The organism is Streptomyces sp. NPDC048411 (genome assembly GCF_040704695.1).
In the GTDB taxonomy this organism is placed as follows: Bacteria; Actinomycetota; Actinomycetes; order Streptomycetales; family Streptomycetaceae; genus Streptomyces.
This window is the reverse complement of sequence record NZ_JBEZKL010000008.1, coordinates 85,001-107,002: the sequence shown is the minus strand read 5'-3', so window position 1 is coordinate 107,002 and position 22,002 is coordinate 85,001. Positions and strand designations below refer to the sequence as shown.

The 22,002-nt window shown below is 70.1% G+C and carries 18 protein-coding genes and 1 pseudogene; 14 read left to right on the top strand and 5 right to left on the bottom strand.

The genetic code is table 11. The annotated features are described in order from the left end of the window. Positions 1 to 29 precede the first annotated feature (29 nt). From AB0915_RS05385 to AB0915_RS05370, 4 genes are all read left to right on the top strand, one after another. A complete protein-coding gene (locus AB0915_RS05385; RefSeq protein WP_366689827.1) occupies positions 30 to 653 on the top strand; it encodes a GntR family transcriptional regulator in 624 nt (207 codons plus the stop codon). Between the two features lie 251 nt (positions 654 to 904). Further along, positions 905 to 3,574 (top strand): pyruvate dehydrogenase (acetyl-transferring), homodimeric type, encoded by a 2,670-nt coding sequence (aceE, locus tag AB0915_RS05380; protein ID WP_366689826.1) that lies wholly within the window; start codon positions 905 to 907, stop codon positions 3,572 to 3,574. A gap of 159 nt (positions 3,575 to 3,733) precedes the next feature. Next, the gene (locus AB0915_RS05375) at positions 3,734 to 4,705 is read left to right on the top strand and encodes a WYL domain-containing protein (protein ID WP_366689825.1); all 972 of its coding nucleotides are present in this window, start codon (positions 3,734 to 3,736) and stop codon (positions 4,703 to 4,705) included. Between the two features lie 61 nt (positions 4,706 to 4,766). Further along, positions 4,767 to 5,288 (top strand): DUF4240 domain-containing protein, encoded by a 522-nt coding sequence (locus AB0915_RS05370; protein ID WP_366689832.1) that lies wholly within the window; start codon positions 4,767 to 4,769, stop codon positions 5,286 to 5,288. A gap of 31 nt (positions 5,289 to 5,319) precedes the next feature. Here the strand turns inward: AB0915_RS05370 and AB0915_RS05365 are convergent. Beyond that, positions 5,320 to 5,763, bottom strand: a pseudogene (locus AB0915_RS05365) (SDR family oxidoreductase); the annotation flags it as partial. A gap of 77 nt (positions 5,764 to 5,840) precedes the next feature. On the opposite strand from AB0915_RS05365, the gene AB0915_RS05360 reads away from it, so the two are divergent. Continuing rightward, positions 5,841 to 6,470 (top strand): TetR family transcriptional regulator, encoded by a 630-nt coding sequence (locus tag AB0915_RS05360; protein ID WP_366689824.1) that lies wholly within the window; start codon positions 5,841 to 5,843, stop codon positions 6,468 to 6,470. A gap of 49 nt (positions 6,471 to 6,519) precedes the next feature. On the opposite strand, the gene AB0915_RS05355 is transcribed toward AB0915_RS05360, so the two are convergent. Beyond that, the gene (locus AB0915_RS05355; protein WP_366689823.1) at positions 6,520 to 7,038 is read right to left on the bottom strand and encodes a GNAT family N-acetyltransferase; all 519 of its coding nucleotides are present in this window, start codon (positions 7,036 to 7,038) and stop codon (positions 6,520 to 6,522) included. Between the two features lie 193 nt (positions 7,039 to 7,231). On the opposite strand from AB0915_RS05355, the gene AB0915_RS05350 reads away from it, so the two are divergent. The 4 genes from AB0915_RS05350 (at position 7,232) to AB0915_RS05335 (ending at position 12,391) form a co-directional block, all read left to right on the top strand. Then, positions 7,232 to 8,131, top strand: a complete 900-nt coding sequence (locus AB0915_RS05350) for a TIGR01777 family oxidoreductase (protein ID WP_366689822.1) — start codon at positions 7,232 to 7,234, stop codon at positions 8,129 to 8,131. 170 nt (positions 8,132 to 8,301) lie between these two features. Then, positions 8,302 to 9,615: an NAD(P)/FAD-dependent oxidoreductase gene (locus tag AB0915_RS05345; RefSeq protein WP_366689821.1), complete on the top strand. Its 1,314-nt coding sequence runs from the start codon at positions 8,302 to 8,304 to the stop codon at positions 9,613 to 9,615. Between the two features lie 248 nt (positions 9,616 to 9,863). Beyond that, positions 9,864 to 10,127, top strand: coding sequence for a hypothetical protein (locus tag AB0915_RS05340; protein WP_366689820.1), 264 nt, complete (start codon positions 9,864 to 9,866; stop codon positions 10,125 to 10,127). A gap of 17 nt (positions 10,128 to 10,144) precedes the next feature. Then, on the top strand, positions 10,145 to 12,391 hold the full coding sequence (locus AB0915_RS05335) for an alpha-L-fucosidase (RefSeq protein ID WP_366689819.1): 2,247 nt from the start codon (positions 10,145 to 10,147) through the stop codon (positions 12,389 to 12,391). 115 nt (positions 12,392 to 12,506) lie between these two features. Here AB0915_RS05335 and AB0915_RS05330 read toward each other — a convergent pair whose 3' ends face one another. Then, on the bottom strand, positions 12,507 to 14,183 hold the full coding sequence (locus tag AB0915_RS05330) for a regulator (protein ID WP_366689818.1): 1,677 nt from the start codon (positions 14,181 to 14,183) through the stop codon (positions 12,507 to 12,509). Between the two features lie 265 nt (positions 14,184 to 14,448). Between AB0915_RS05330 and lipB the strand changes: the two genes are divergently transcribed. The 4 genes from lipB (at position 14,449) to AB0915_RS05310 (ending at position 17,570) form a co-directional block, all read left to right on the top strand. Beyond that, on the top strand, positions 14,449 to 15,246 hold the full coding sequence (lipB, locus tag AB0915_RS05325; RefSeq protein ID WP_366689817.1) for a lipoyl(octanoyl) transferase LipB: 798 nt from the start codon (positions 14,449 to 14,451) through the stop codon (positions 15,244 to 15,246). Positions 15,247 to 15,372: 126 nt separating this feature from the next. Continuing rightward, entirely contained in the window at positions 15,373 to 16,338 is a 966-nt protein-coding gene (gene lipA, locus AB0915_RS05320; protein WP_366689816.1) for a lipoyl synthase, read from the top strand. 304 nt (positions 16,339 to 16,642) lie between these two features. Beyond that, positions 16,643 to 16,843: a hypothetical protein gene (locus AB0915_RS05315; protein ID WP_366689815.1), complete on the top strand. Its 201-nt coding sequence runs from the start codon at positions 16,643 to 16,645 to the stop codon at positions 16,841 to 16,843. A gap of 19 nt (positions 16,844 to 16,862) precedes the next feature. Then, the gene (locus AB0915_RS05310) at positions 16,863 to 17,570 is read left to right on the top strand and encodes a DUF4191 domain-containing protein (RefSeq protein ID WP_366689814.1); all 708 of its coding nucleotides are present in this window, start codon (positions 16,863 to 16,865) and stop codon (positions 17,568 to 17,570) included. 89 nt (positions 17,571 to 17,659) lie between these two features. Here the strand turns inward: AB0915_RS05310 and AB0915_RS05305 are convergent, their stop codons facing one another. Further along, positions 17,660 to 18,127 (bottom strand): RDD family protein, encoded by a 468-nt coding sequence (locus AB0915_RS05305; RefSeq protein WP_366689813.1) that lies wholly within the window; start codon positions 18,125 to 18,127, stop codon positions 17,660 to 17,662. 265 nt (positions 18,128 to 18,392) lie between these two features. Here AB0915_RS05305 and glnA point away from each other — a divergent pair, with 265 nt between their 5' ends. Further along, positions 18,393 to 19,802, top strand: a complete 1,410-nt coding sequence (gene glnA / locus AB0915_RS05300; RefSeq protein WP_366689812.1) for a type I glutamate--ammonia ligase — start codon at positions 18,393 to 18,395, stop codon at positions 19,800 to 19,802. A 214-nt stretch (positions 19,803 to 20,016) separates the two neighbouring features. Here the strand turns inward: glnA and AB0915_RS05295 are convergent, their stop codons facing one another. Next, positions 20,017 to 21,867, bottom strand: a complete 1,851-nt coding sequence (locus AB0915_RS05295; protein ID WP_366689811.1) for a hypothetical protein — start codon at positions 21,865 to 21,867, stop codon at positions 20,017 to 20,019. Positions 21,868 to 22,002: the final 135 nt, after the last annotated feature.

Genomic DNA, 22,002 nt, shown 5'->3' with positions numbered 1-22,002 from the left:
GCAGCACCGGTTTCCCCGAAGGAGCCCTCATGACCCCGCCCGTCGTCCACTCGCTGCGCGAACAGATCCGCGAGCACATCGTGGACGGGATCGTCAGCGGGCGCTGGAAGCCGGGCGAGCGGATCGTGGAGCGCCGGATCGCCACCGAGCTGGAGGTCAGCCAGACGCCCGTGCGCGAGGCGCTGCGGGAGCTGGAGACCCTCCGGCTGATCGAGTCGGCGCCCAACAAGGGCGTACGGGTCCGGAATCTGACAGCCGCCGACCTGGAGGAGTCCTACCCGGTACGGGCCGGTCTGGAGCAGATCGCGGCGGAGCTGGCGGCTCCGGCGCTCGGCGAGGACTGCTCGCGGCTGTCGCCGCATGTGGCGGCGCTGTACGAGGCCGACCGGCTGGCCGACGGCGAGGCGCAGGTGCGGCACACGGTGGCGTTCCACCGGGAGTTGGTGAAGGCCGCCGGGAACGCCGTACTGCTGCACACCTGGGAGGGTCTGGGCATCGAGGTGTTCACGGCGCTCTCGATCCGGTGGCTGGGGACGGTGCAGAAGTCGTACGCGGAGGAGCACGAGGCGCTCATCGACGCGTTCCTGCGCAAGGACCCAGACATCGGTGCGCTGGTGAAGGCGCATGTCCTGGGGTGCGCCCCGCGCGCCTGACGCAGATGCGTGGTCCGGGCGCTCAGCCGTACAGATGAGCGCCCGGATTCTTCCCATTTCTGACGTCACTCCGTGCCGTGAAACAGGGCACCGGATGCCAATTTCTTCATATCGAGAAGTTTTGCCATTCATCCTTTGATCGATCATCGATCAGCGTTTTACAGTTCACTCCGCGGGCCCACCGGCCCCATCGCCCTGTCCTGCCAGTCAGGGCCTTTCTCCACCCCCCTCCTCTCCGGAAGGCGGCGATCATGACCGACCCCGTAGGAAAGCTTCCGAGCGAGCTCGACCAGCTCCCGGACCGTGACCCGGAGGAGACCGCCGAATGGGCGGCCTCCCTCGATGCCGTCACCAAGGCCGCGGGCCCGCACCGCGCCGCGTACCTGATGCGCCGCTCGCTGCAGCACGCCGAGGGCGCCGGTCTCGCGCTGCCCAAGCTACTGGAGACCGATTACGTCAACTCCATCCCGACCGCCGCCGAGCCCGCGTTCGACGGCGACCTGGAGATGGAGTCCCGGATCACCGCCTGGAACCGCTGGAACGCGGCCGCGATGGTCACCCGTGGCTCCCGGCTCGGCGTGGGCGGCCACATCGCCACCTTCGCCTCGGCAGCCTGGCTGTACGAGACGGGCTTCAACCACTTCTTCCGCGGCAAGGAGGGGGACGGCTCCGGCGACCAGCTCTACATCCAGGGCCACGCCTCCCCCGGCATCTACGCCCGCGCCTTCCTCGACGGCCGGCTCAGCGAGCAGCAGCTCGACAACTTCCGCCAGGAGTCGGGCGGCGACGGTCTGCCGTCCTACCCGCACCCGCGGCGGCTGCCCTGGCTGTGGGAGTTCCCCACCGTGTCGATGGGCCTCGGCCCGCTCTCGGCCATCTACCAGGCGCGCTTCAACCGCTATCTGGCCAACCGCAACATCAAGGACACGTCGAACTCGCACGTCTGGGCCTTCCTGGGCGACGGCGAGATGGACGAGCCCGAGTCGACCGCCGCCCTCGCCCTCGCGGCGCGTGAGCGGCTCGACAACCTGACCTTCGTCATCAACTGCAACCTGCAGCGCCTCGACGGTCCGGTCCGCGCCAACTTCCGCGTGGTCCAGGAGCTCGAGGGCGCGTTCCGCGGGGCCGGCTGGAACGTCATCAAGACGCTCTGGGGCAACGCCTGGGACGAGCTGTTCCAGCTGGACACCACCGGTGCGCTGGTCCGCCGGCTCCGGGAGGTCCCGGACGCCCAGTTCCAGACGTACGCCACCCGCGACGTCGCGTACATCCGCGAGCACTTCTTCGGCGCCGAGCCGGCGCTCGCCGAGCTGGCGAAGCTGCTCACCGACGCGAAGATCGCCGAGTGCTTCTACACCTCCCGCGGCGGCCACGAGGCCCGCAAGGTGTACGCGGCGTACAAGGCGGCCGTCGAGCACAAGGGCGCGCCGACCGTGATCCTGGCCCAGACGGTGAAGGGCTACACGCTCGGCAAGGGCTTCGAGTCCAAGAACGCCAACCACCAGATGAAGAAGCTGTCGATCGACGAGTTCAAGGGCATGCGCGAGCTGCTCGGACTCCCGATCCCGGACAGTGCCTTCGACGACGGCCTGGTGCCCTACGGCCACCCGGGCGCCGACTCCCCCGAGGTGCGCTACCTCCAGGAGCGCCGCGCCGCCCTCGGCGGCCCTGCCCCGGCCCGCCGGGTGCACGCGGTGGCGCTGCCGGAGCCGGAGGAGCGGGCGTTCGCCGCGCTGAAGAAGGGGTCCGGCAAGCAGGAGATGGCCACCACGATGGCCTTCGTGCGCCTGGCCAAGGACCTGATGCGGGACAAGGAGACCGGCAAGCGCTGGGTACCGATCGTCCCGGACGAGGCCCGTACCTTCGGTATGGAGTCGCTGTTCCCGTCGGCCGGTATCTACTCGCCGCTGGGCCAGACGTACGACCCGGTCGACCGCGACCAGCTGATGTACTACAAGGAGGCCAAGGACGGCCAGATCCTCAACGAGGGGATCACCGAGGCCGGGGCCATGGCCGACTTCATCGCCGCGTCGACGTCGTACGCGACGCACGGCGAGACGATGATCCCCTTCTACATCTTCTACTCGATGTTCGGCTGGCAGCGGACCGGCGACCAGATGTGGCAGCTCGCCGACCAGCTCGGCAAGGGCTTCATCGTCGGCGCCACCGCGGGCCGGACCACCCTGACCGGCGAGGGGCTCCAGCACGCGGACGGCCACTCGCACCTGATCGCGGCCACGAACCCGGCGTCGCTCAACTACGACCCGGCGTTCGCGTACGAGATCGCGGTCATCGTCAAGGACGGCCTGCGGAGGATGTACGGCCCCGAGGCCGAGAACGTCTTCTACTACCTGACGGTCTACAACGAGCCGAAGCCGCAGCCCGCGATGCCGGAAGGCGTCGAGGAGGGCATCGTCAAGGGCCTCTACCGCTTCAAGGAGGGCACGCCCGCCACGGCGGACGCGCCGCGCCTGCAGCTGCTGGCCTCCGGCACGGCGATCCACTGGGCCCTGGAGGCGCAGGAACTGCTCGCCGCGGACTGGGGTGTCACGGCCGACGTCTGGTCCGCCACGTCCTGGGGTGAGCTGCGCCGCGAGGCGCTGGAGTGCGACGAGGCGCTGCTCCATGGCGAGCAGCGGGTCCCGTACGTCACCCAGGCGCTGGAAGGCGCACCGGGCCCGGTCCTCGCGGTCAGCGACTGGATGCGACAGGTGCCGGACCAGATCAGCCAGTGGGTGGAGCAGGACTGGTCCTCGCTCGGCACGGACGGCTTCGGTCTGTCCGACACGCGTGACGCGGCCCGCCGCCACTTCGGGGTCGACGCGCAGTCGATCACGGTCGCGGCGCTGGCCCAGCTGGCGCGGCGCGGCGAGGTGACCGCGTCCGCGGTCAAGGAGGCCCGGGAGAAGTACGGGCTGTGAGGTGAGGGCAGCCGGGTACGCCCGGCTGCCGTGCCGCCCTCCGTCTCAGGGCGGGCTCGGTCTTCGAGCCTGTCCGGAGCCGGAGGGCGTTTTCGCTCCGGGACAGCCCTTGAGGGAGGCCGTGAGCCCGGCGTTGGCGGGCACGGCAGACTTGCCCCCATGCGTGCTGCCCGGCTCATCAAGATGGTGCTGCTCCTCCAGTCCCGGTCCGTCATGACCGCCGCCGAGCTCGCCCGGGAGCTGGAGGTGTCCGAACGGACCGTCACCCGCGACGCCCAGGCACTCTCCGAGGCGGGGGTTCCCGTGTACGCGGACCGGGGCCGGGCCGGCGGGTACCGGCTCGTCGGCGGGTACCGGACCGGGCTCACCGGGCTGGCCCGTAGCGAGGCCGAGGCGCTCTTCCTCTCCGGGCTGCCGTCCGCGCTGCGCGAGATGGGGCTCCAGGACGCCGCGTCCGCGGCCCGGCTCAAGGTGTCCGCCGCGCTGCTGCCCTCGCTGCGGGACGCCTCCGACACCGCCGCCCGGCGCTTCCATCTGGATGCACCCGGCTGGTATCAGGAGCCCGTCACGCCCGAGTTGCTGCCCGCCGTCGCGGAGGCCGTCTGGGACGACCGGATGGTCAGCGCCCGCTACCGGCGCGGCGGTGCGGGCGGCGAGGTCGAGCGGGAGCTGGCACCGTACGGACTCGTTCTCAAGGCCGGGGTCTGGTACGTGTGTGCCCGCGCCGGAACGGATTTCCGGGTGTACCGGATCGACCGCTTCACCGCCGTGGCCGTGTCGGACGAACGGTTCGTACGCGACGACGACTTCGATCTGGCGGGCTTCTGGGACGAGCAGGCCGCGCGGTTCGCCCGCTCGATCCTGCGGACCGAGGTGACGGTACGGGTGTCGGAGGCGGGGGTAGGCCGACTGCCGCACACCATGGACCGTTCGGCGGTCCAGGACGCACTGGACGCGGCCGGGCCACCCGGTACCGACGGGTGGCGCATCGTCACCCTGCCCGTGGAGTCCCTGGAGGTCGCGTACGAGCAGCTGCTGTCCCTGGGGCCGGAGTTGGAGGTCCTCGAACCGCCCGCGTTGCGGAACCGTTTCGCCGCTGCCGCCGAACGGCTGAGCGGCCTCTATCGCTGAAGGCCTCTTTTCGGTGTCTCCGCGTGCATCGCCTGCCACCAAGGCCGATGCTTGACCAGTGATGGACGAAACGGAGTTCTGGGAGATCATCGACAGCACCCGCGAGGCCGCCGGGGGTGACCCCGAGGACCATGCCGACCTGCTCGTCGACCGGCTGGTGCAGCTCGATCCGGAATCCGTGCTGGACTTCGCCCGGCACTTCGAGGCCCGCTACAACCGCGCGTACCACTGGGACCTGTGGGGCGCCGCCGCCGTGCTGCTCGGCGGCGCGAGCGACGACGCCTTCGACTTCTTCCGGTGCTGGCTGATCGGCCAAGGGCGGGAGGTCTTCGAGGGGGCGGTGCACGATCCGGACAGCCTCGCCGAACTGCTCGACGATTTCGACGAGGAGATCGACGGGGACGCCGAGGATCTCGGCTATGCGGCCGACGAGGCGTACGAACAGCTCACCGGCGTCGTCACGCCGGACCTCGGCCTTCCACCGCAGGCCGCCGAGCCGCAGGGCACCCCCGTCCGCTTCGAGGACGACGCGGCGCTGGCCGCACGCTTTCCCCTGCTCTGGGGGCGGTTCGGCTCCGGCTGAGCCGCCCCGCCCCCGCTGTGGGCACCCGGGTTCAGAAGTGGGTGCCGCCGTCGACGCGGATCTCCGTACCCGTGATGAACGCACCGTCCTCGGAGCCGAGCATCGCGACAACGCCCGCCACCGTGTCGGGGCTGGCGAAGCCCTCACCCAGCGCCGGGGCCAGCTTCGTGAAGAGCGACATGTCCGCGTCGGCCGGCAGCCCGGGGCCGTTGCCGCTGGTCATGTCGGAGGAGATCGACCCGGGCGCGACGGCGACGACGCGCAGACCCTGCTTGCTGTACTCGCTCGCCAGCGCGTGCGTCATCGACTGGATGCCGCCCTTGCTCGCCGCGTACGCCGACATATAGGGGTGCGCGAAGCTCGCCGAGGTCGACGAGAAGTTCACGACGACCGGCTTGTCGCCCGCCAGCAGCGCCGGTATCGCCTCACGGATCATCAGGAACGTGCCGGTGAGGTTGAGCGCGAGGATCGTTGTGGCACGTTTTGTCAGGATGGCATTCTGCGCACTCCGCTCCGGTACGAAGGAGTCCTGACCCGGGTAATCTGCGGGGAATGAACCACCAGCAGCCGTCCCTCACCGAGCGCCGCAAGGCCGCGACCCAGCTGGACATTGCGCGCGCGGCCGCCGCACTCTTCGCCGAGCGCGGGCCGGACGGCACCACGGCGGAGGACATCGCCCACCGGGCAGGCGTCGCGCTGCGCACCTTCTACCGCTACTTCCGCTCCAAGCAGGACGCGGTGGGGCCGCTGCTCTCCGGCGGCGCCGAGCGCTGGCGCGCCCTGCTCGGCGCGGCCGGTCCGGGGATCCCGCTGGCCGAGGCGCTGGAGGGTGCGGTCACGGACGCGCTCAGCCCGCGCGACGAGCACGCCACGGAGCAGCTCGGCTGGACGCGCGGCCTGCTGCGGGCGGCACAGGACGATCCGGCGCTGCGCGCCGTCTGGTACCGGGTCAATCAGGATTCGGAGGAGCGGCTGCTGCCGGTGCTGGCACGGCTGGCCGGTGAGGACGCGGACCCGCTGGAGGTCCGGCTGGCCGCTGCGGCCGCCACGGCCGCGGTACGGGTGGCGCTGGAGGCCTGGGCGGTCACGGACGCGCCGACGGCCGGGGCCGGCTCCCCCGCCGTCCTCGCGGTGCGCTGCCTGCATGAACTCATGGGCGGCATGCGGCTGTTCAAGGGGTAAGGCGGTAACGGTCTCCCCCACTCCCTGTCGTGGGGGAGACCGTAAAACGTCACGGGGCGAGCGAACGGCCCATCATCACGTCGTCGACGTAGCGCCCGCCCAGGAAGAACTCGCCGGGCAGCACCCCCTCGACGACGAACCCCTCCGATGCGTACAGCGCCCGGGCGGGCGCGTTGTGCCCGAGCACCCGCAGCGTCATCCGGTTCGCCCCCTCCTTGCGGGCCAGCGCCAACGCGGCCCGCAGCAGACCTCTGGCGACACCGCTGCCGCGCGCCCAGTCGGCCACGGCGAGGCCCTGTATCTGGCGCACATGCGTGTTGCAGGCGAGCGGGGTCGGCGCGACGACCCGGATGTAGCCGGCGATGCGCATGTCGCCCGCCGGGTCCTCCGCCTCGGCCACGAGCAGGTGCTCGGGCCGGTGGCCGTCGTCGAAGAACGGTTCGTACGGCGGGTTCGCACGCGGCTGTACGGAGTGGAGGGTCGACCAGGTGGCACGGTCGAGCTCCCCGAGAGCGGTGTCGTCGGAGAGAACGGCAGGGCGCACGAGGTGGGTACGGAGCTCAGGCATGGCCGCCACTGTGCCACGCCCCGCCCGGTCACGTCATCGCATATCTGGGCGGACAGCGCGGCGGCGGCGGTCTGCGCCCTGCGGCAGGTGCGCCACTGCCGGGATGTCTCCCTACAACTGCTGTTCGAGTGATTCGGGCGTGACGAGTGACGGGGGCGAGGCACCCCGTACGCCGCTGCGGCAGGATGGGGCCATGGTGTACTCCCGTATCGCTGTCACCGGATCCACCGGACTCATCGGAACCGCGCTGGTGCGCTCGCTGCGGGCCGACGGACACGAGGTCGTGCGCCTCGTCCGGCACCCGGCGCGTGCCGGGGACGAGGTCGAGTGGGACCCGAAGCGGGGTTACGTCGACGGGGCGGGCCTGGTCGGCTGCGACGCCGTCGTCCATCTCGCCGGGGCCGGGGTCGGCGACCATCGCTGGACGGAGGAGTACAAGCGGGAGATCCGGGACAGCCGGGTGCTGGGCACGGCGGCGATCGCCGAGACGGTGGCCTCCCTCGACGTACCGCCGACGGTGCTGCTCTGCGGGTCGGCCATCGGCTACTACGGCGACACCGGGGACCGCGCGGTCGACGAGAGCGCGCCGCACGGCACGGGCTTCCTGCCGTCCGTCTGCGTGGACTGGGAGGCTGCCGCGGCTCCGGCGGAGGCGGCAGGCATCCGGACGGTGTATGCGCGCACGGGCCTGGTCGTCGCCCGGGAGGGCGGGGCCTGGGGGCGGCTGTTCCCGCTGTTCCGCGCGGGGCTCGGCGGGCGGCTCGGCAGCGGGCGCCAGTACTGGAGCTTCATCGCGCTGCACGACCACATCGCGGCCCTGCGGCACCTCCTCGACACGGAGTCGCTGTCCGGACCGGTGAACCTGACCGGCCCCGACCCCGTGACCAACGCCGAGGTGACAGCGGCGATGGGGCGCGTGCTGCACCGTCCGACGCTGTTCTCCGTCCCGGCGCCCGCGCTCCGGATCGTCCTCGGGGACTTCGCGGAGGACGTGCTGGGCAGCCAACGGGTACTGCCCGCACGGCTGCTGGACTCGGGGTTCACCTTCGCCTTCCCCGGCATCGACGGCGCCATCCGCGCGGCGCTGCACTGACCCCGCACGGTCGAATCACACGGGTGTGCGACCCCGTGCAACGATGCCCCGGGCCGCGCGCGACTGCGCCCGCACCGGACCCCTCCTAGCCTCGTGGCGAACTCGGGCATTCCGGGGGCCTGTTGGGGGCAAGAGCCTCCCACCAGTTGCGCCGACTCGGGGAGGGGCACGTGCTCAGCACGGCACACCACGCGGACGTCGTCATCATCGGTGCCGGAATCGCCGGCCTGTCAGCAGCCCATCAATTGACCAGTGCAGGGGTCAGCGTCAGCGTCCTGGAGGCCGGCCCACGCGTCGGCGGCCGGATGACCACCGAGGAGGTGGACGGGTTCCGGCTCGACCACATCGGCCCGCTCCTCAGCACCTCGTATCCGGAACTGCGCGCCGCGCCCGGCCTCGAAGGGCTCCTGCTGCGGAACTTCGCTCCGGGGGTCCTCGTCCACAGCGAGGGCCGCCAGTACCGGAACGGCGATGCGCGCCAGGTACGGGGCGCACGGGGCGCATTCAAGGCGGCGCGCGCCCTGGCGAGCGCCCCCCGCCCGCCGATGGGCGGGCCGATCGACCAGGCCAGGCTCGGCGCGGCCCTCGCCCGGCTCGCGACCACCCCGGCCGCCCGCATCCTGGCCCGGCCGGAGCGGACCGCGCTCGCCGCCCTGTCCACCCGCGGTCTGCCCTCGCGTACGGTCAACGGCTTCCTGCGCCCGCTGCTCGCCGCGCTGCTCAGTGACCCCGGGCTCACCACATCGAGCCGGTGCGCCGATCTCGCCCTGCGCAGCTACGCGCGCGGCCGGCTGTGCGTACCGTCCGGCGGCTCGGCCACGCTGCCCGAGCTGCTGGCGGCGGCCCTGCCGCCCGGCACCGTGCGGACCGGCGTCCATGTCACCGCCGCCGACACCACCTCCGTACACACCAAGGAACACGGCGAACTGGGCTGCCGTTCCCTGCTGCTGGCCACCGGTGCGAGCGCCGCCGCCGAGCTGCTGCCCGGCCTTCGGGTGCCGCCCTTCCATCCGGTGACGGTCCTGCACCACACCGCCCCCGCTCCCCCGCCGACCGGCGCCTCACTGCTGCTGGACGCCGACCGCTCGGGCCCGGTGGCCCACACCTGCGTGATGAGCGAGGTCGACCCCTCGCGCGCCCCGCACGGCCGGACCCTGATCACGTCGACGGTGCTCGGCACCCCGCCGCCCGATCTCGACCGCTCGGTCCGCATCCATCTCGCCGCGTTGTACGGCACCCCGACGGACGACTGGGAACTGCTGGCCGCCCACCACGACCCCGAGGCGGTCCCCGCCATGCCGCCCCCGCACGATCTGCGCCGCCCGGTCAGGCTGCTCGCCGGGCTGTACGTGTGCGGCGACCACCGGGACACGAGCACGGTGCAGGGCGCCCTGTCCTCGGGCCGCCGCGCGGCGCACGCCATCCTCGGCGATCTGGGCATCCGGCCCGGCCACCTGGAGGCGGAGCTGCGCGAAGCGGCCTGAGTCCGCCCCCGCACATCCTGCCCCGGTCCAGCCGATCCCAACCCCCCAACACCCCTTACAGATCGGATCTATCGCCCCACCTCCTGTTTTCGGGAGTGGTCCACACCACTCCCGCAAACACCCTTGTCGCGCGTCACATCTAACGCTACGGTCCTGGCGAAACCGGACTTCAGGAGACCGTAGTGCGCCGAGCCATGCCCGTTCCGCCGCTCCTTATAGCTCCAGTCATCGGATCTATCACTCCCGTCGTGGTGGCGAACGAGCCCCCGGACGAACCCGGATCGAGCACCAGCACCACAACGGCCGCCCCAGGGACGGCCGTTGTTCCCAGGCCGACCCAGCGGACCGAAGCGGGCGACCACACGCAGCTGTCGGCGCGGACCCGCATCCCGCTGCGCTCGATCGGCACCGACAAGGCCGGGCTGCGCGGTGATCTCGACGAAGTCACCACCTGGGACGAGGCGTTGAGCCCCGAACAGGTCCGGGCCGACTACGCGCACGACGACCGCTGACCCGAAGGGAACCCACAGTGCCCCGCACCCATGGCCGTACCCGTACCCGACTCGTCGGAGCGACGGCTCTGGCGGCCCTCGCCGGCCTCCTGACCACCCCGGCCTCCGCCGCGCCCGAACCCCCGTCGAAGGACTACGAGCCGACGGTGGAGTCCCTCAACAGCCACCCCACGCCCACGTGGTTCAACGACGACAAGTTCGGCATCTTCATCCACTGGGGCGCCTATTCGGTGCCCGCCTGGGGTCCGCGCGGCAGCTACGCCGAGTGGTACTGGAACTACATGAACAGCAAGGGCAGCGCCACCAACACCCACCAGAAGGACACCTACGGCACGGCCGCGAACTACGACGACTTCATCGGCCAGTGGAAGGCCGAGAAGTACGACCCGGACGCCTGGGTGAAGCTGTTCAAGGATGCCGGTGCCAAATACTTCGTGCTGACCTCCAAGCACCATGAAGGCGTCGCACTGTTCGACAGCAAGGTCAGCGGCCGCGACACCGTGGACCTCGGCCCGAAGCGCGACCTGGCGGGCGACCTGTTCAAGGCGGCACGCAAGGACACCGAGGGCGGGCAGCTGAAGGCGGGGTTCTACTACTCGCTGTACGAGTGGTACAACCCGTCGTACACCGGCAGCCCGGTCCGCAACCCGTACACCGGCGCCGAAGTCCCGTACACCGGCGCCCCGTCGGTCAAGGACTACGTCGGCGACTACATGGTGCCGCAACTGAACGAGCTGGTCGATCAGTACGATCCCGACATCATCTGGTGCGACGGGCAGTGGGACAAACCCGCCTCGTACTGGAAGACCGCGCCCGTCATCGCCGACTACTACAACCGAGCGAAGAACCGGGCACACCCGAAGGAAGTCGCGGTCGCCAACCGCTGCAAGATCGAGACCGGTGCGCTGGACAGCAAGGAACTCGACTTCCAGACACCCGAATACACGGTCAAGCCGGACATCGACCCGAACAAGTGGGAGGCGAGCCGGGGCATCGCGCACTCCTACGGCTACAACCAGAACGAGCCCGAGGAGGACCACCTCACCTCCGACCAGCTGATCGACTCGCTCACCGACATCGTCAGCAAGAACGGCAATCTGCTGCTCGACATCGGCCCGCGCGCCGACGGCACCATCCCCGAGATCCAGCAGCAGCGGCTGCTCGACATCGGCGCCTGGCTGAAGATCAACGGCGAGGCGATCTACGGGACGACCTACTGGCACCACGCCGAGGAGCCGACCGGAGACGACAAGGTCCGCTACACGGTGAAGGACGGCACGCTGTACGCGACCGCGCTGGAGTGGCCCGGCGCCGAACTCACCCTCGGCGCCGACACGCCCGTCGCCGCCGACTCCCGTATCACTCTGCTCGGTTCGGACGGCAGCGCACTGCCCTGGCACAAGGACTCCGCAGGCCGCGTGATCGTCGAGACGCCGAAGGACGGGGCGTCGGCCACCAGGAGCACGAGCGCGTACGTCTTCAAGGTCACCACTCCGGGCGTGAACACCCTCGTCCGCACGAGGACCGAGCTACCGAAGGAGCTCAACTCCGGGCGCGCCGCCGACGGCACCCTGACCCTGACCAACACCGCCCGCACGCGCGCCTCCGGGACCAGGATCGGGCTGTCCGGACCCGAGGGGTGGACCGTCACCCCGGCGGCCACCCGCGTGCACCCGCTGGCGCCGGGCGCGGACGCGAAGGTCCCGTTCACCGTGACGCCGCCCGCTTCCGCGGCTCCCGGTACGTACACACTGAACATCACCCTGCGCCACGGCCGTCTCACCACCACCACGGCGGTCAAGGTCACGGTGGCCCTGGAGAACCTCGCCCGGAACAAGCCGGCCACCCAGAAGAGCACCGCGTGGGACGCCCCCGCCTCCCGCGCCGTCGACGGGAACACCGACGGCTCCTTCGGGTCGGGCTCGGTGACCCACACCGCGGAGCCCTCGTCGCAGGCGTGGTGGCAGGTCGACCTGGGCGCTTCGAAGTCACTGTCCGCAGTCGACATCTGGAACCGGACCGACTGCTGCTCCGACCGGCTGAGGGACTTCTGGGTCCTGACCTCGGACACCCCGATCACGCCCGACGGACTCGATGAGGCACGGACCGCACCCGGTGTGACGGCGGTTCATGTCACCGGTCAGGCCGGACGGCCGTCCGCCGTGCAGCTCCCGGCGGGCACCTCCGGCAGGTACGTCCGCGTGCAACTGGCCTCCGGCACCAACCCGCTGTCGCTGGCGGAGGTCGAGGTGCGCGGGCACTGAGAGAGCCCTGCCGAAACGGGTGGTGGCCCGGACCGATCGCTCCCGGTCCGGGCCACCACCCGTTCCGTCGCGCAGGAGTCACGCGGAAGAGTCATCCGTGGTCCCTGGGAAGGGATCACCCGAGGGCCGCGACCCGGTCCCGGTACCCGCGTACCGCAGCCGCGTCCCGGTACGGCTCAAGGCGACGCTCGAAGTCCCGTACGTACTCCGTCGCCCGGACCGACCGCATCTCCACCGCCTGCTGCGCCGCCTCGGCACCGAGCAGACACGCCTGGTCGAGCTCGCCGAGCCCGAGCCGGGCGGACGCCAGCACCACCCGGCAGAACAGCCTGCTCCGGGCGTACCCCGGGGCGCGCAGCTGCAGCGAGCGCTCCGCGTGCTGGGCGGCTGCCCGGTACTGCTGCAGATCGCGGTGACAGTGCCCGAACTCGTCGGCGAGCTGCGCCTCGTCGAAGGAGCGCGCCCAGTACGGTACGTCGTCCCCGGGCCGGGCGGTCTCCAGCGCGCGTTCCGCCCGCGCCAGCGAGGCCGCGCAGGTCCTGGCCTCGCCGAGCACGCCGTGCCCGCGCGCCTCGACGGCATGCAGCAGGGCCATGACGACGGGCGGCGCCGACGAGCCAATGCCCTGCTGGGCGACGCGCGCCAGCTGGACGGCTTCCCTGCCGTGCCCGAGATAGATCGCCTGCCGGCTCATGGTGATCAGCACATAACTGCCGTACGCCCGGTCCCCCGCCGCCTGCGCGAGCCGCAGCGCCTGGACGAAGTAGCGCTGGGCGAGACCGTGCGCCGCGATGTCGTACGAGGTCCAGCCCGCCAGCCGGGTCAGATCGGCGGCGGCCGCGAAAAGCCGCCGCCCGGTGGTCTCCCCGTACGTCCCGCGGAGCATCGGCTCGGCCTCGTGCTCCAGGTAGCGGACGAGGGCCTGGCGGGCGTGGCCGCCGCCGTAGGCGTTGTCGAGGGTGCGGAAGAGCTCGCCGACGGAACGCAGGGCGGCGACATCGCCGCTGCTGACCTTCTGGCCGGATCCGCGGTCGGTCTGCCGCTGCCGGGGGACGCCGGGGGCACCGGTTGCCGATGGCACGAGGTGTACCGGAGGACCGGCGGAGGCGGAGGGTGACGCGGCGGACCCGGAGGGCCTGGCAGGCACGAACCCCCGGGCGCCGTATCGGCCCCCGGGCCCGCTCACCCCGTGCAATCCGTGCGCCCCCACGTGAGCCGTGGCGTGCGCCCCGGCGCGCGAACCACGGGACCCGTTGGCCCCCACCGGCCCGCGCTGCGCGCCGAGCACCGGCGCCGCCTGGGTCCCGCTGCCCCCGCCGGGGGCAGCCGTCTCGGTCCCCCGCCCCACCCACTCGTCGGCCCGTCCGATCAGCCAGTCGCGGCTGGGCACCACGAGCCCGGCCGGGGTGAAGGCGATCTTGCGCAGCTCCGCTTGGCTGCCCGAGTCCTTCCGCCACAGGCCGCTGACGATGTCCACCGCCTCGGCCGGAGTGGCGGCGAACTCCAGGCCGGCGTAGACGGGCGCACACCCGTCGAGGCCCAGGTCCTGCGCGGAGAGCCGGCGCCCGAGCCGCCGGGTGAAGACCTCGGCGATCAGTGCGGGGGTGGTCCCGCGCGGTTGCTGGCCGCGCAGCCAGCGAGTCACGGAGGTCTTGTCATAGCGCAGATCCAGGCCGTGTTCGAGACCGAGCTGGTCCACCCGGCGGGCGAGACCGGCGTTCGAGAATCCGGCTTCGGTGATGAGCGAGGCGAGCTGGCGGTTGGGGGTGCGCTGCGGAGGTCGTTCCGACATCAGCTGTACGGTCTCCTGCTTTCGGGGCCGGGCGGGCAGCCCTTATGGAACGGCGCGAATTTAGCTGGCCCTACGGCGGCCGCACTCTCCTTCGCTTCACATTCATCCGATCGTGTGAGGATTGGGGGTGGCACTGACGGGAACAACCTGCCGGGCCACCGCTCCCGGGGCGGTCGTACAGTGGCCCGGGGCGCGAATCAGTGCATGGTGACGTGGTTCCGGGGCACCCCCCGGCTCCCGGTACCGCAAGTAGGGAGGCATCTCCGTGAGTGAGCTTCGGTTCGTCCGGCTGGGATTCGGCGAGGAAGCCGTCGACTACCAGGAGGCCTGGCAGAAGCAGCGCGAGGTGCACGCGGCCCGGTTCGAGGACACGGTTCCCGACACCTGTCTGTTGCTGGAACACCCGCCGGTCTACACGGCGGGACGACGTACGACCGACAGTGAGCGTCCCCTGGACGGCACTCCGGTCGTCGATGTGGACCGCGGCGGAAAGATCACCTGGCACGGCCCCGGGCAGCTCGTCGGCTACCCGATCCAGAAGCTGCCGCGCCCGGTGGATGTCGTGGCGCATGTCCGCAGGCTGGAGGACGCGCTGATCCGTACGGCTGCCGAGTTCGGTCTGGAGACCAGCCGGGTCGAGGGCCGCAGCGGAGTCTGGGTGCTCGGTGACCCGGTCGAGGAGCGTCCGTCGCTCGGCGGCCTCTCCCTCGACTTCGACCCGCGGCTGCACGACGAGGAGTTCGACCCGCGACTGAACGGCCCCGAGTACGCCCCGTCCAACGCCGGTCAGCGCCGCGAGGACCGCAAGCTGGCGGCCATCGGCATCCGGGTCGCCAAGGGTGTGACCATGCACGGCTTCGCGTTGAACGTGAACCCGGACAACACCTGGTTCGACCGGATCGTGCCGTGCGGCATCCGCGATGCGGGCGTCACCTCGCTCGCGTACGAGCTGGGCCGCGACGTCACGATCGCGGAGGTGCTCCCGGTGGTCGAGAAGCACCTGAAGGACGTCCTGGAGAACGCGGAGCTCGCCCCGCGGGAGATCGACCGGGCCTCGGCCTGACCCGGAGCCCCGGGAATGGCCCGGCCCACCCCCTGGTTGCCCAGGGGCAAGAGCCACACCCCAACCGTACAAATAGCGGGCGTACCCTGGTGTTCGCCGAAGAATCGAAGTCGTAGGGAGCCGGACGTGTCCGCTGTCGCACCCGACGGGCGCAAGATGTTGCGCCTGGAGGTCCGGAACAGCCAGACCCCCATCGAGCGCAAGCCCGAGTGGATCAAAACCCGGGCGAAGATGGGCCCCGAGTACAACCAGCTGCAGAAGCTCGTGAAGAGCGAGGGTCTGCACACGGTGTGCCAGGAGGCCGGCTGCCCGAACATCTTCGAGTGCTGGGAGGACCGTGAGGCCACGTTCCTCATCGGTGGTGACCAGTGCACCCGGCGCTGTGACTTCTGTCAGATCGACACGGGCAAGCCGCAGGCGCTGGACCGGGACGAGCCCCGCCGCGTCGGCGAGTCGGTCGTCACGATGGACCTGAACTACGCCACGATCACCGGCGTCGCCCGCGACGACCTGGAGGACGGCGGAGCCTGGCTGTACGCGGAGACCGTGCGCCAGATCCACGCGCTGACGGCGGAGCGCGAGGCCGGTGCCACCAAGGTCGAGCTGCTGATCCCCGACTTCAACGCGGAGCCCGAGCAGCTGGCCGAGGTCTTCTCCTCGCGCCCCGAGGTACTCGCGCACAATGTCGAGACGGTGCCGCGGATCTTCAAGCGGATCCGTCCCGGTTTCCGTTACGAGCGTTCCCTGGAGGTCATCACGCGGGCCCGCGAGGCCGGTCTGGTGACCAAGTCGAACCTCATCCTCGGTATGGGCGAGACCCGCGAGGAAGTGAGCGAGGCGCTCCAGGACCTGCACGACGCCGGCTGCGAGCTCATCACGATCACGCAGTACCTGCGGCCCTCCGTGCGCCACCACCCGGTCGAGCGCTGGGTGAAGCCGCACGAGTTCGTGGAGCTGAAGGAGGAGGCCGACGAGATCGGCTACTCCGGTGTGATGTCCGGGCCGCTGGTCCGTTCCTCGTACCGGGCCGGCCGGCTCTTCCAGCAGGCGATCGAGCGGCGCGGCGCGGTCACGACCGCACCCACTGCCTGACCGGGACTGTGTGAATCCGAGCACAAGAAGCTACTGAACGGTACTGGCTGGATCGACGCGGCCCATACGCTCCCCGCAGGTCGGGGACGCGTATGGGCCGCGTCGGCGTGCGCGGCGCTCATATCAAGGTTTCATTGGTGTTTGACCGAAAGGTCATGCGCTGGTAACACCGAGCAGTGACTCTGGATGCACGCAGCGCAGTGGTTCTCACGGCTGCCGCCGCCACTGCTCACTGTCTCCAGTCCGCGCAATCAACTCCTGTAACCCACTCACTCCGCGCATCCGTTCCGAGGGGACTTCCACGATGCAGGCCGTGCCGGTACGCGCCACCGCCATTCCGTCCGTCACCGATGCTCTCCGCGCCGTCGAGTCGCTGCTGCTGGGCAGCGGCCAGCGCACCGCCCGCCGCAACGCCTGGACGGCCGTCCTCGAGGACCGCCGCCGGGCCAAGGACCGGGTCGAGACCGAGTACGTACTGGAGGCCGTGGCCGACCACCGTTCCTAGGCCACGTAAACTTCAGTACATGGCGAGGAAGGCAAACACTGACGGCGCGGACAGCGTCGAGAACGCGGGGCGACTCAAGCAGATCGCCCTGACCTACAAGATGACCCGGCGGACCGACCCCAAGATCGGTCTTGTCGTCACGGGTGTGGGAATCGTCACCTTCGGTGTCCTCCTCGCCATCGGCTTCTTGATCGACCACCCGATCTACCTGGGCATCCTGGGCTTCGTGCTGGCCCTCCTCGCGATGGCGATCGTCTTCGGGCGGCGTGCCGAGCGGGCGGCCTTCGGGCAGATGGAGGGACAGCCGGGCGCTGCGGCGGCGGTGCTGGACCGCGTGGGCCGCGGCTGGACCACGACTCCGGCGGTAGCGATGAACCGCAGCCAGGACGTCGTCCACCGGGCCGTCGGCAAGGCAGGCATCGTGCTGGTGGGCGAGGGCAACCCGAACCGGGTCAAGCCCCTGCTGGCGGCTGAGAAGAAGAAGATGGCCCGCATCCTCGTGGACGTACCCGTGCACGACATCATCGTCGGCAACGACGAGGGCCAGGTGCCGCTGAAGAAGGTCCGCACCAAGATGCTGAAGATGCCGCGAGTCCTGACCGGCCCGCAGGTGACGGCGGCCAACGACCGGCTGCGGGCGATGGGCGACCTGATGAGCAACATGCCGCTGCCGAAGGGCCCGATGCCGAAGGGTATGCGGATGCCGCGCGGCGGCAAGATGCGCTGACGCCGCACACTCGACGCACAAGAGGGCGGGCTGCGAACCTCGGTGGTTCGCAGCCCGCCCTCTTCACGTCTCCGCTCGTCGGACCGCTCTCAGATCCGCACCTGCACGGCGCGCGCGAGCCGGTCGTGCAGCCCGCGTCCGTCGCGGTCCCAGACCAGAGCCGGAATCGCCAGGCACAGCAGCACGCTCCGGATGATCACCCGCCCGAAACCGAGCCGGCCGCCGCCCTCGCCGACGACACGAATGCCCAGGATGCGCTTGCCCGGCGTACAGCCGACGGTCCCGACGGTGAGCACACTCAGTACGACAAAGATCCCGAGGGCCCAGTTCCCGGCCGCCTGCTGGTCACCGCGAGCGAACAGCCCGTATGCGATCAGCAGGCAGAGCGCCCAGTCGACGAAAAGGGCGCCGAAGCGCCGGCCGAGCGGCGCGATCGCCCCCGGCCCTTCTTCGGGCAGACCGAGCCGCTTGCCCCGGTAGCCGAAATCGGCGCCCATGTCCTCGGCGGCCGCACGCGGCCCGGAGAGCCACGATCCGATTGCTTGCCTGTTGTCCACCCGTCCACGGTACTGCGCCCGCCTTCCCGCCCTGCCGGGTGGGCCCCCTCCGGACGCGCGGACGCGGCCCCCGCCGCCGCCCCGGTACGCCTCCAAGCTGCCTTCGAGGTGCCGCCGACACCCGCCTCGGTTAACTTCTGCGAAACAAATGGGTCATGCTTGAGAAATCCGGTCTGCCTATGGTCGGGTCCAGCGTGTGCCACCGCACCGGCCGCACAACGAGCTACAACCCCGTCCCTCCCGGGCCGGGAGTAGGAGGAGTTGGATGTTCCAGAACGCCGACGACGCGAAGAAGTACATCGCCGACGAAGATGTCAAGTTCATCGATGTCCGGTTCTGTGACCTGCCCGGTGTGATGCAGCACTTCACCATCCCGGCAGCGGCATTCGACCCGACCGAGGAACTGGCCTTCGACGGCTCGTCGATCCGCGGCTTCCAGGCCATCCACGAGTCCGACATGGCGCTCCGGGCGGACCTGTCGACCGCCCGTGTCGACCCGTTCCGCCGCGACAAGACCGTCAACATCAACTTCTTCATCCACGACCCGATCACCGGCGAGCAGTACAGCCGTGACCCGCGCAACGTGGCCAAGAAGGCCGAGGCGTACCTCACCTCCACCGGCATCGCCGACACCGCGTACTTCGGCCCCGAGGCCGAGTTCTACGTCTTCGACAATGTCCGCTTCCAGACGTCGGCGAACGAGAGCTTCTACCACATCGACTCCGAGGCCGGCGCCTGGAACACCGGCTCGGAAGAGAACAACCGGGGTTACAAGGTCCGCTACAAGGGCGGCTACTTCCCGGTCCCGCCGGTCGACCACTTCGCCGACCTGCGCGCCGAGATCTCCCTTGAGCTGGACAAGAACGGCCTCCAGGTCGAGCGCCAGCACCACGAGGTCGGCACCGCCGGCCAGGCCGAGATCAACTACAAGTTCAACACGCTGCTCGCCGCGGCCGACGACCTGATGCTCTTCAAGTACATCGTGAAGAACGTCGCCTGGCGCAACGGCAAGACCGCGACCTTCATGCCGAAGCCGATCTTCGGCGACAACGGTTCGGGCATGCACGTCCACCAGTCCCTGTGGGCCGGCGGCAACCCGCTGTTCTACGACGAGCAGGGCTACGCGGGTCTCTCGGACATCGCCCGCTACTACATCGGCGGCATCCTCAAGCACGCACCGTCGCTGCTGGCCTTCACGAACCCGACGGTGAACTCGTACCACCGCCTGGTCCCCGGCTTCGAGGCCCCGGTCAACATGGTCTACTCGCAGCGCAACCGCTCCGCCGCGATGCGTATCCCGATCACGGGCTCGAACCCGAAGGCCAAGCGCGTCGAGTTCCGCGCCCCGGACCCGTCGTCCAACCCGTACCTGGCCTTCTCGGCGCTGCTGATGGCCGGCCTCGACGGTGTGAAGAACAAGATCGAGCCGGCCGAGCCGATCGACAAGGACCTGTACGAGCTGGCTCCCGAGGAGCACGCCAACGTCCAGCAGGTCCCGACCTCGCTCCCCGCCGTCCTGGACGCCCTGGAGGCGGACCACGAGTACCTCCTCGCGGGCGGCGTCTTCACGTCCGACCTGATCGAGACGTGGATCGACTTCAAGCGCACCAATGAGATCGCCCCGATTCAGCTGCGCCCGCACCCGCACGAGTTCGAGCTCTACTTCGACATCTAAGATCGCCGCAGGTCAGAGCGGGTTTCCTCTCGCCTGGGCCGTCTGTGGGCCGTCGGCCGTGTTCTTCCACCCTCGGAAGACGCGGCCGACGGCCTTTTCTTTGGACGCCGCTCAGGCCGCGACGGGCGCCATGATCACACGCGCCAAAGCAGCTCCTGGCCAAATTCGCTCCGCCGACCTTCGACGCCCGACGGCGGCACTACCTGGGCCATTCTCACCTGGGCTGCGTGCTGGTCTGGGTAGGGCAGGCGGTTGGGCTGGTGGATGCCGGGCGGGCCGGTAGAGGCTGCAAAGGTGTGCAGACGGGTGTGGCAACTCCGATGAGTTCGACCAGGCCGGTGCCGCCGGTGGGCGGGGCGAGTGCGGACCAGTTGTTGGCGAGCCAGACGTTGCCGGACTGGTCGAGCTGGACAGCGGTGAGGTGCTGGATGGAGTTGCTGCGGTAGCCGTTGGGCGGTGACAGCAGGGAGCCGGTGGAGGAGCCGGGCGGGCAGGCGCTGGTATTCACGCCGCACAGGACGGAGACGGAGGGGGCGCCGAAGCCGGCGACCCATACGCGGTCGGATCCGTCGATGGCTATGGACCAGGGAGCGATGGTCGTGGGCAGTTTGTACACTCCTGTGACCTTTCCGTTGGGCCCGAGTTCGGTGACCGAGTTGCTGAGGAAGCTGGGCACCCAGACGTTGTTCCGGGAGTCGACGGCGAGTCCGAGGGGCCAGTCGAGCGAGGTGTCCTTGATGGGGGAGAACGAGGTCGGCTTGAAGTCGGGTCCGATGACGGTGACACTGCCGCCCGCGTGGCCCTTGAGGGGGCGTGTGTCCATGAGTTTCGCCCCGTTGAGGCGGGCGTTGGAGACCCAGGCCCGGCCGTAGCCGTCGATCTGGATGGAGAACGGGTGGTCGAGGCCACCGCCGGTGATGGTGATCGCCTTTGCGGGGTCACCATGGGGGTAGACGATCACGCTTCCCTTGCCGCGGTTGCCCTTCAGGCCGTAGAAGTTGGCGATCCAGATGTTGCCCTTCTGGTCGACGGCGGTGCCCTGAGGGTGGTTGAGGTCGCCGTTCTTGAATCCTGTGTCGGGCGACAGTGGTTTGCCGGTCGACGAGTATTTCGACATGGCGTTGCCACCGTAGCTGGGCACCCACACGGATCCCTCGTGGTCAATGGCGATGCCCCAGGCTCCTGCCTTCATGCCGCCGCCGGTGATGGGGCTGTTGAGGGTCGGGTTGCCCACCGCGTCCTGCACCGTGACGTAGGGGCTGGGGTTTCGTGTTCCCGGCAGCCAGTTGTTGGAGGCCCAGACGTTGCCCTTGGCGTCGATGGCGATACGGCCGGGAGCGTAGACATCGCGGGCGGTGTAGTGCAGGGCCAGGACCCAGGCCGTGGGTGCCACGGTGAGCGCGGGGGTGTAAGTGTGTGCCTGCCCGGCCAGGGCGTACAGCTCGCCGGTGGCCAGTCTCGGGTTGCGGGCAAGGTTGAGCACCGCTTCTGTCGTGTCTCCCGGTGCTCTCCCACCTTGTGGTGTTGCCAGGCGCAGCATGCCTCGGCAGCGTCCGGTGTCCGCTCCCGGCGCACAGAGAGAAACGAGGTTGGCCAGGGTTCCGAGGGTCGCCAGGGTGTCGTTCTTGCTGCCGTTGTTCTGGTCGGTGACGACCTTGCCGGGTTTCCCTGTGGCCGGGTCGGCAAGGTTGTGGGACGTGGCTGCGGCGTTCTCCAGGCCGGGGCTCGGCCCGGTGATGCCGCGCTGGTCGGTGAACTGGGCCAGTGCGTAAGTACCGGCGACGGTGGTGAGTTCGTTGACCGTGACCGCGGATTGAGAGCGCTGCGGCACACCGCCACCTGGACCGACTCCCACAACGGAACGCAGACGCAACGACCGGTCGCCAGAAGTTGCGGCTTCGACGTACAGCACAGAGCCCGTGCGCTGGTGGGACCGGATCTGGAAGGCTCCGTTGGCGTCGGTGGTGGCGCTCCCTAGTTCCCGGACGCCTTGCCGGTCTCCGGCGAAGAGTGTGACGTTGGCATGGGACAGCGGCTTTCCGGCGATGGTGACTGTTCCGCGCAACGGAGCCGGCGTGGTGGGAGGCGTGGTTGCGGGGAGTCCCGTCAGGGCCAGTGCCGTGGTGGCCAATGCGGTCAGGGCGGTGACTGAGCGGTGCCGAGAGGGATTTGCCCTTCCAACGCTGCGCGAGTTTCGGAG

Excerpts from the sequence above, each read along its gene's own strand:
- AB0915_RS05310 (WP_366689814.1), top strand. The coding sequence starts at position 16,863 with ATGGCGAGGAAGGCAAACACTGACGGCGCGGACAGCGTCGAGAACGCG.
- glnA (WP_366689812.1), top strand. The coding sequence starts at position 18,393 with ATGTTCCAGAACGCCGACGACGCGAAGAAGTACATCGCCGACGAAGAT.
- AB0915_RS05350 (WP_366689822.1), top strand. The coding sequence starts at position 7,232 with ATGGTGTACTCCCGTATCGCTGTCACCGGATCCACCGGACTCATCGGA.
- AB0915_RS05355 (WP_366689823.1), bottom strand. The coding sequence starts at position 7,038 with ATGCCTGAGCTCCGTACCCACCTCGTGCGCCCTGCCGTTCTCTCCGAC.
- AB0915_RS05315 (WP_366689815.1), top strand. The coding sequence starts at position 16,643 with ATGCAGGCCGTGCCGGTACGCGCCACCGCCATTCCGTCCGTCACCGAT.
- AB0915_RS05370 (WP_366689832.1), top strand. The coding sequence starts at position 4,767 with ATGGACGAAACGGAGTTCTGGGAGATCATCGACAGCACCCGCGAGGCC.
- AB0915_RS05330 (WP_366689818.1), bottom strand. The coding sequence starts at position 14,183 with ATGTCGGAACGACCTCCGCAGCGCACCCCCAACCGCCAGCTCGCCTCG.
- aceE (WP_366689826.1), top strand. The coding sequence starts at position 905 with ATGACCGACCCCGTAGGAAAGCTTCCGAGCGAGCTCGACCAGCTCCCG.
- AB0915_RS05375 (WP_366689825.1), top strand. The coding sequence starts at position 3,734 with ATGCGTGCTGCCCGGCTCATCAAGATGGTGCTGCTCCTCCAGTCCCGG.
- AB0915_RS05385 (WP_366689827.1), top strand. The coding sequence starts at position 30 with ATGACCCCGCCCGTCGTCCACTCGCTGCGCGAACAGATCCGCGAGCAC.
- AB0915_RS05360 (WP_366689824.1), top strand. The coding sequence starts at position 5,841 with ATGAACCACCAGCAGCCGTCCCTCACCGAGCGCCGCAAGGCCGCGACC.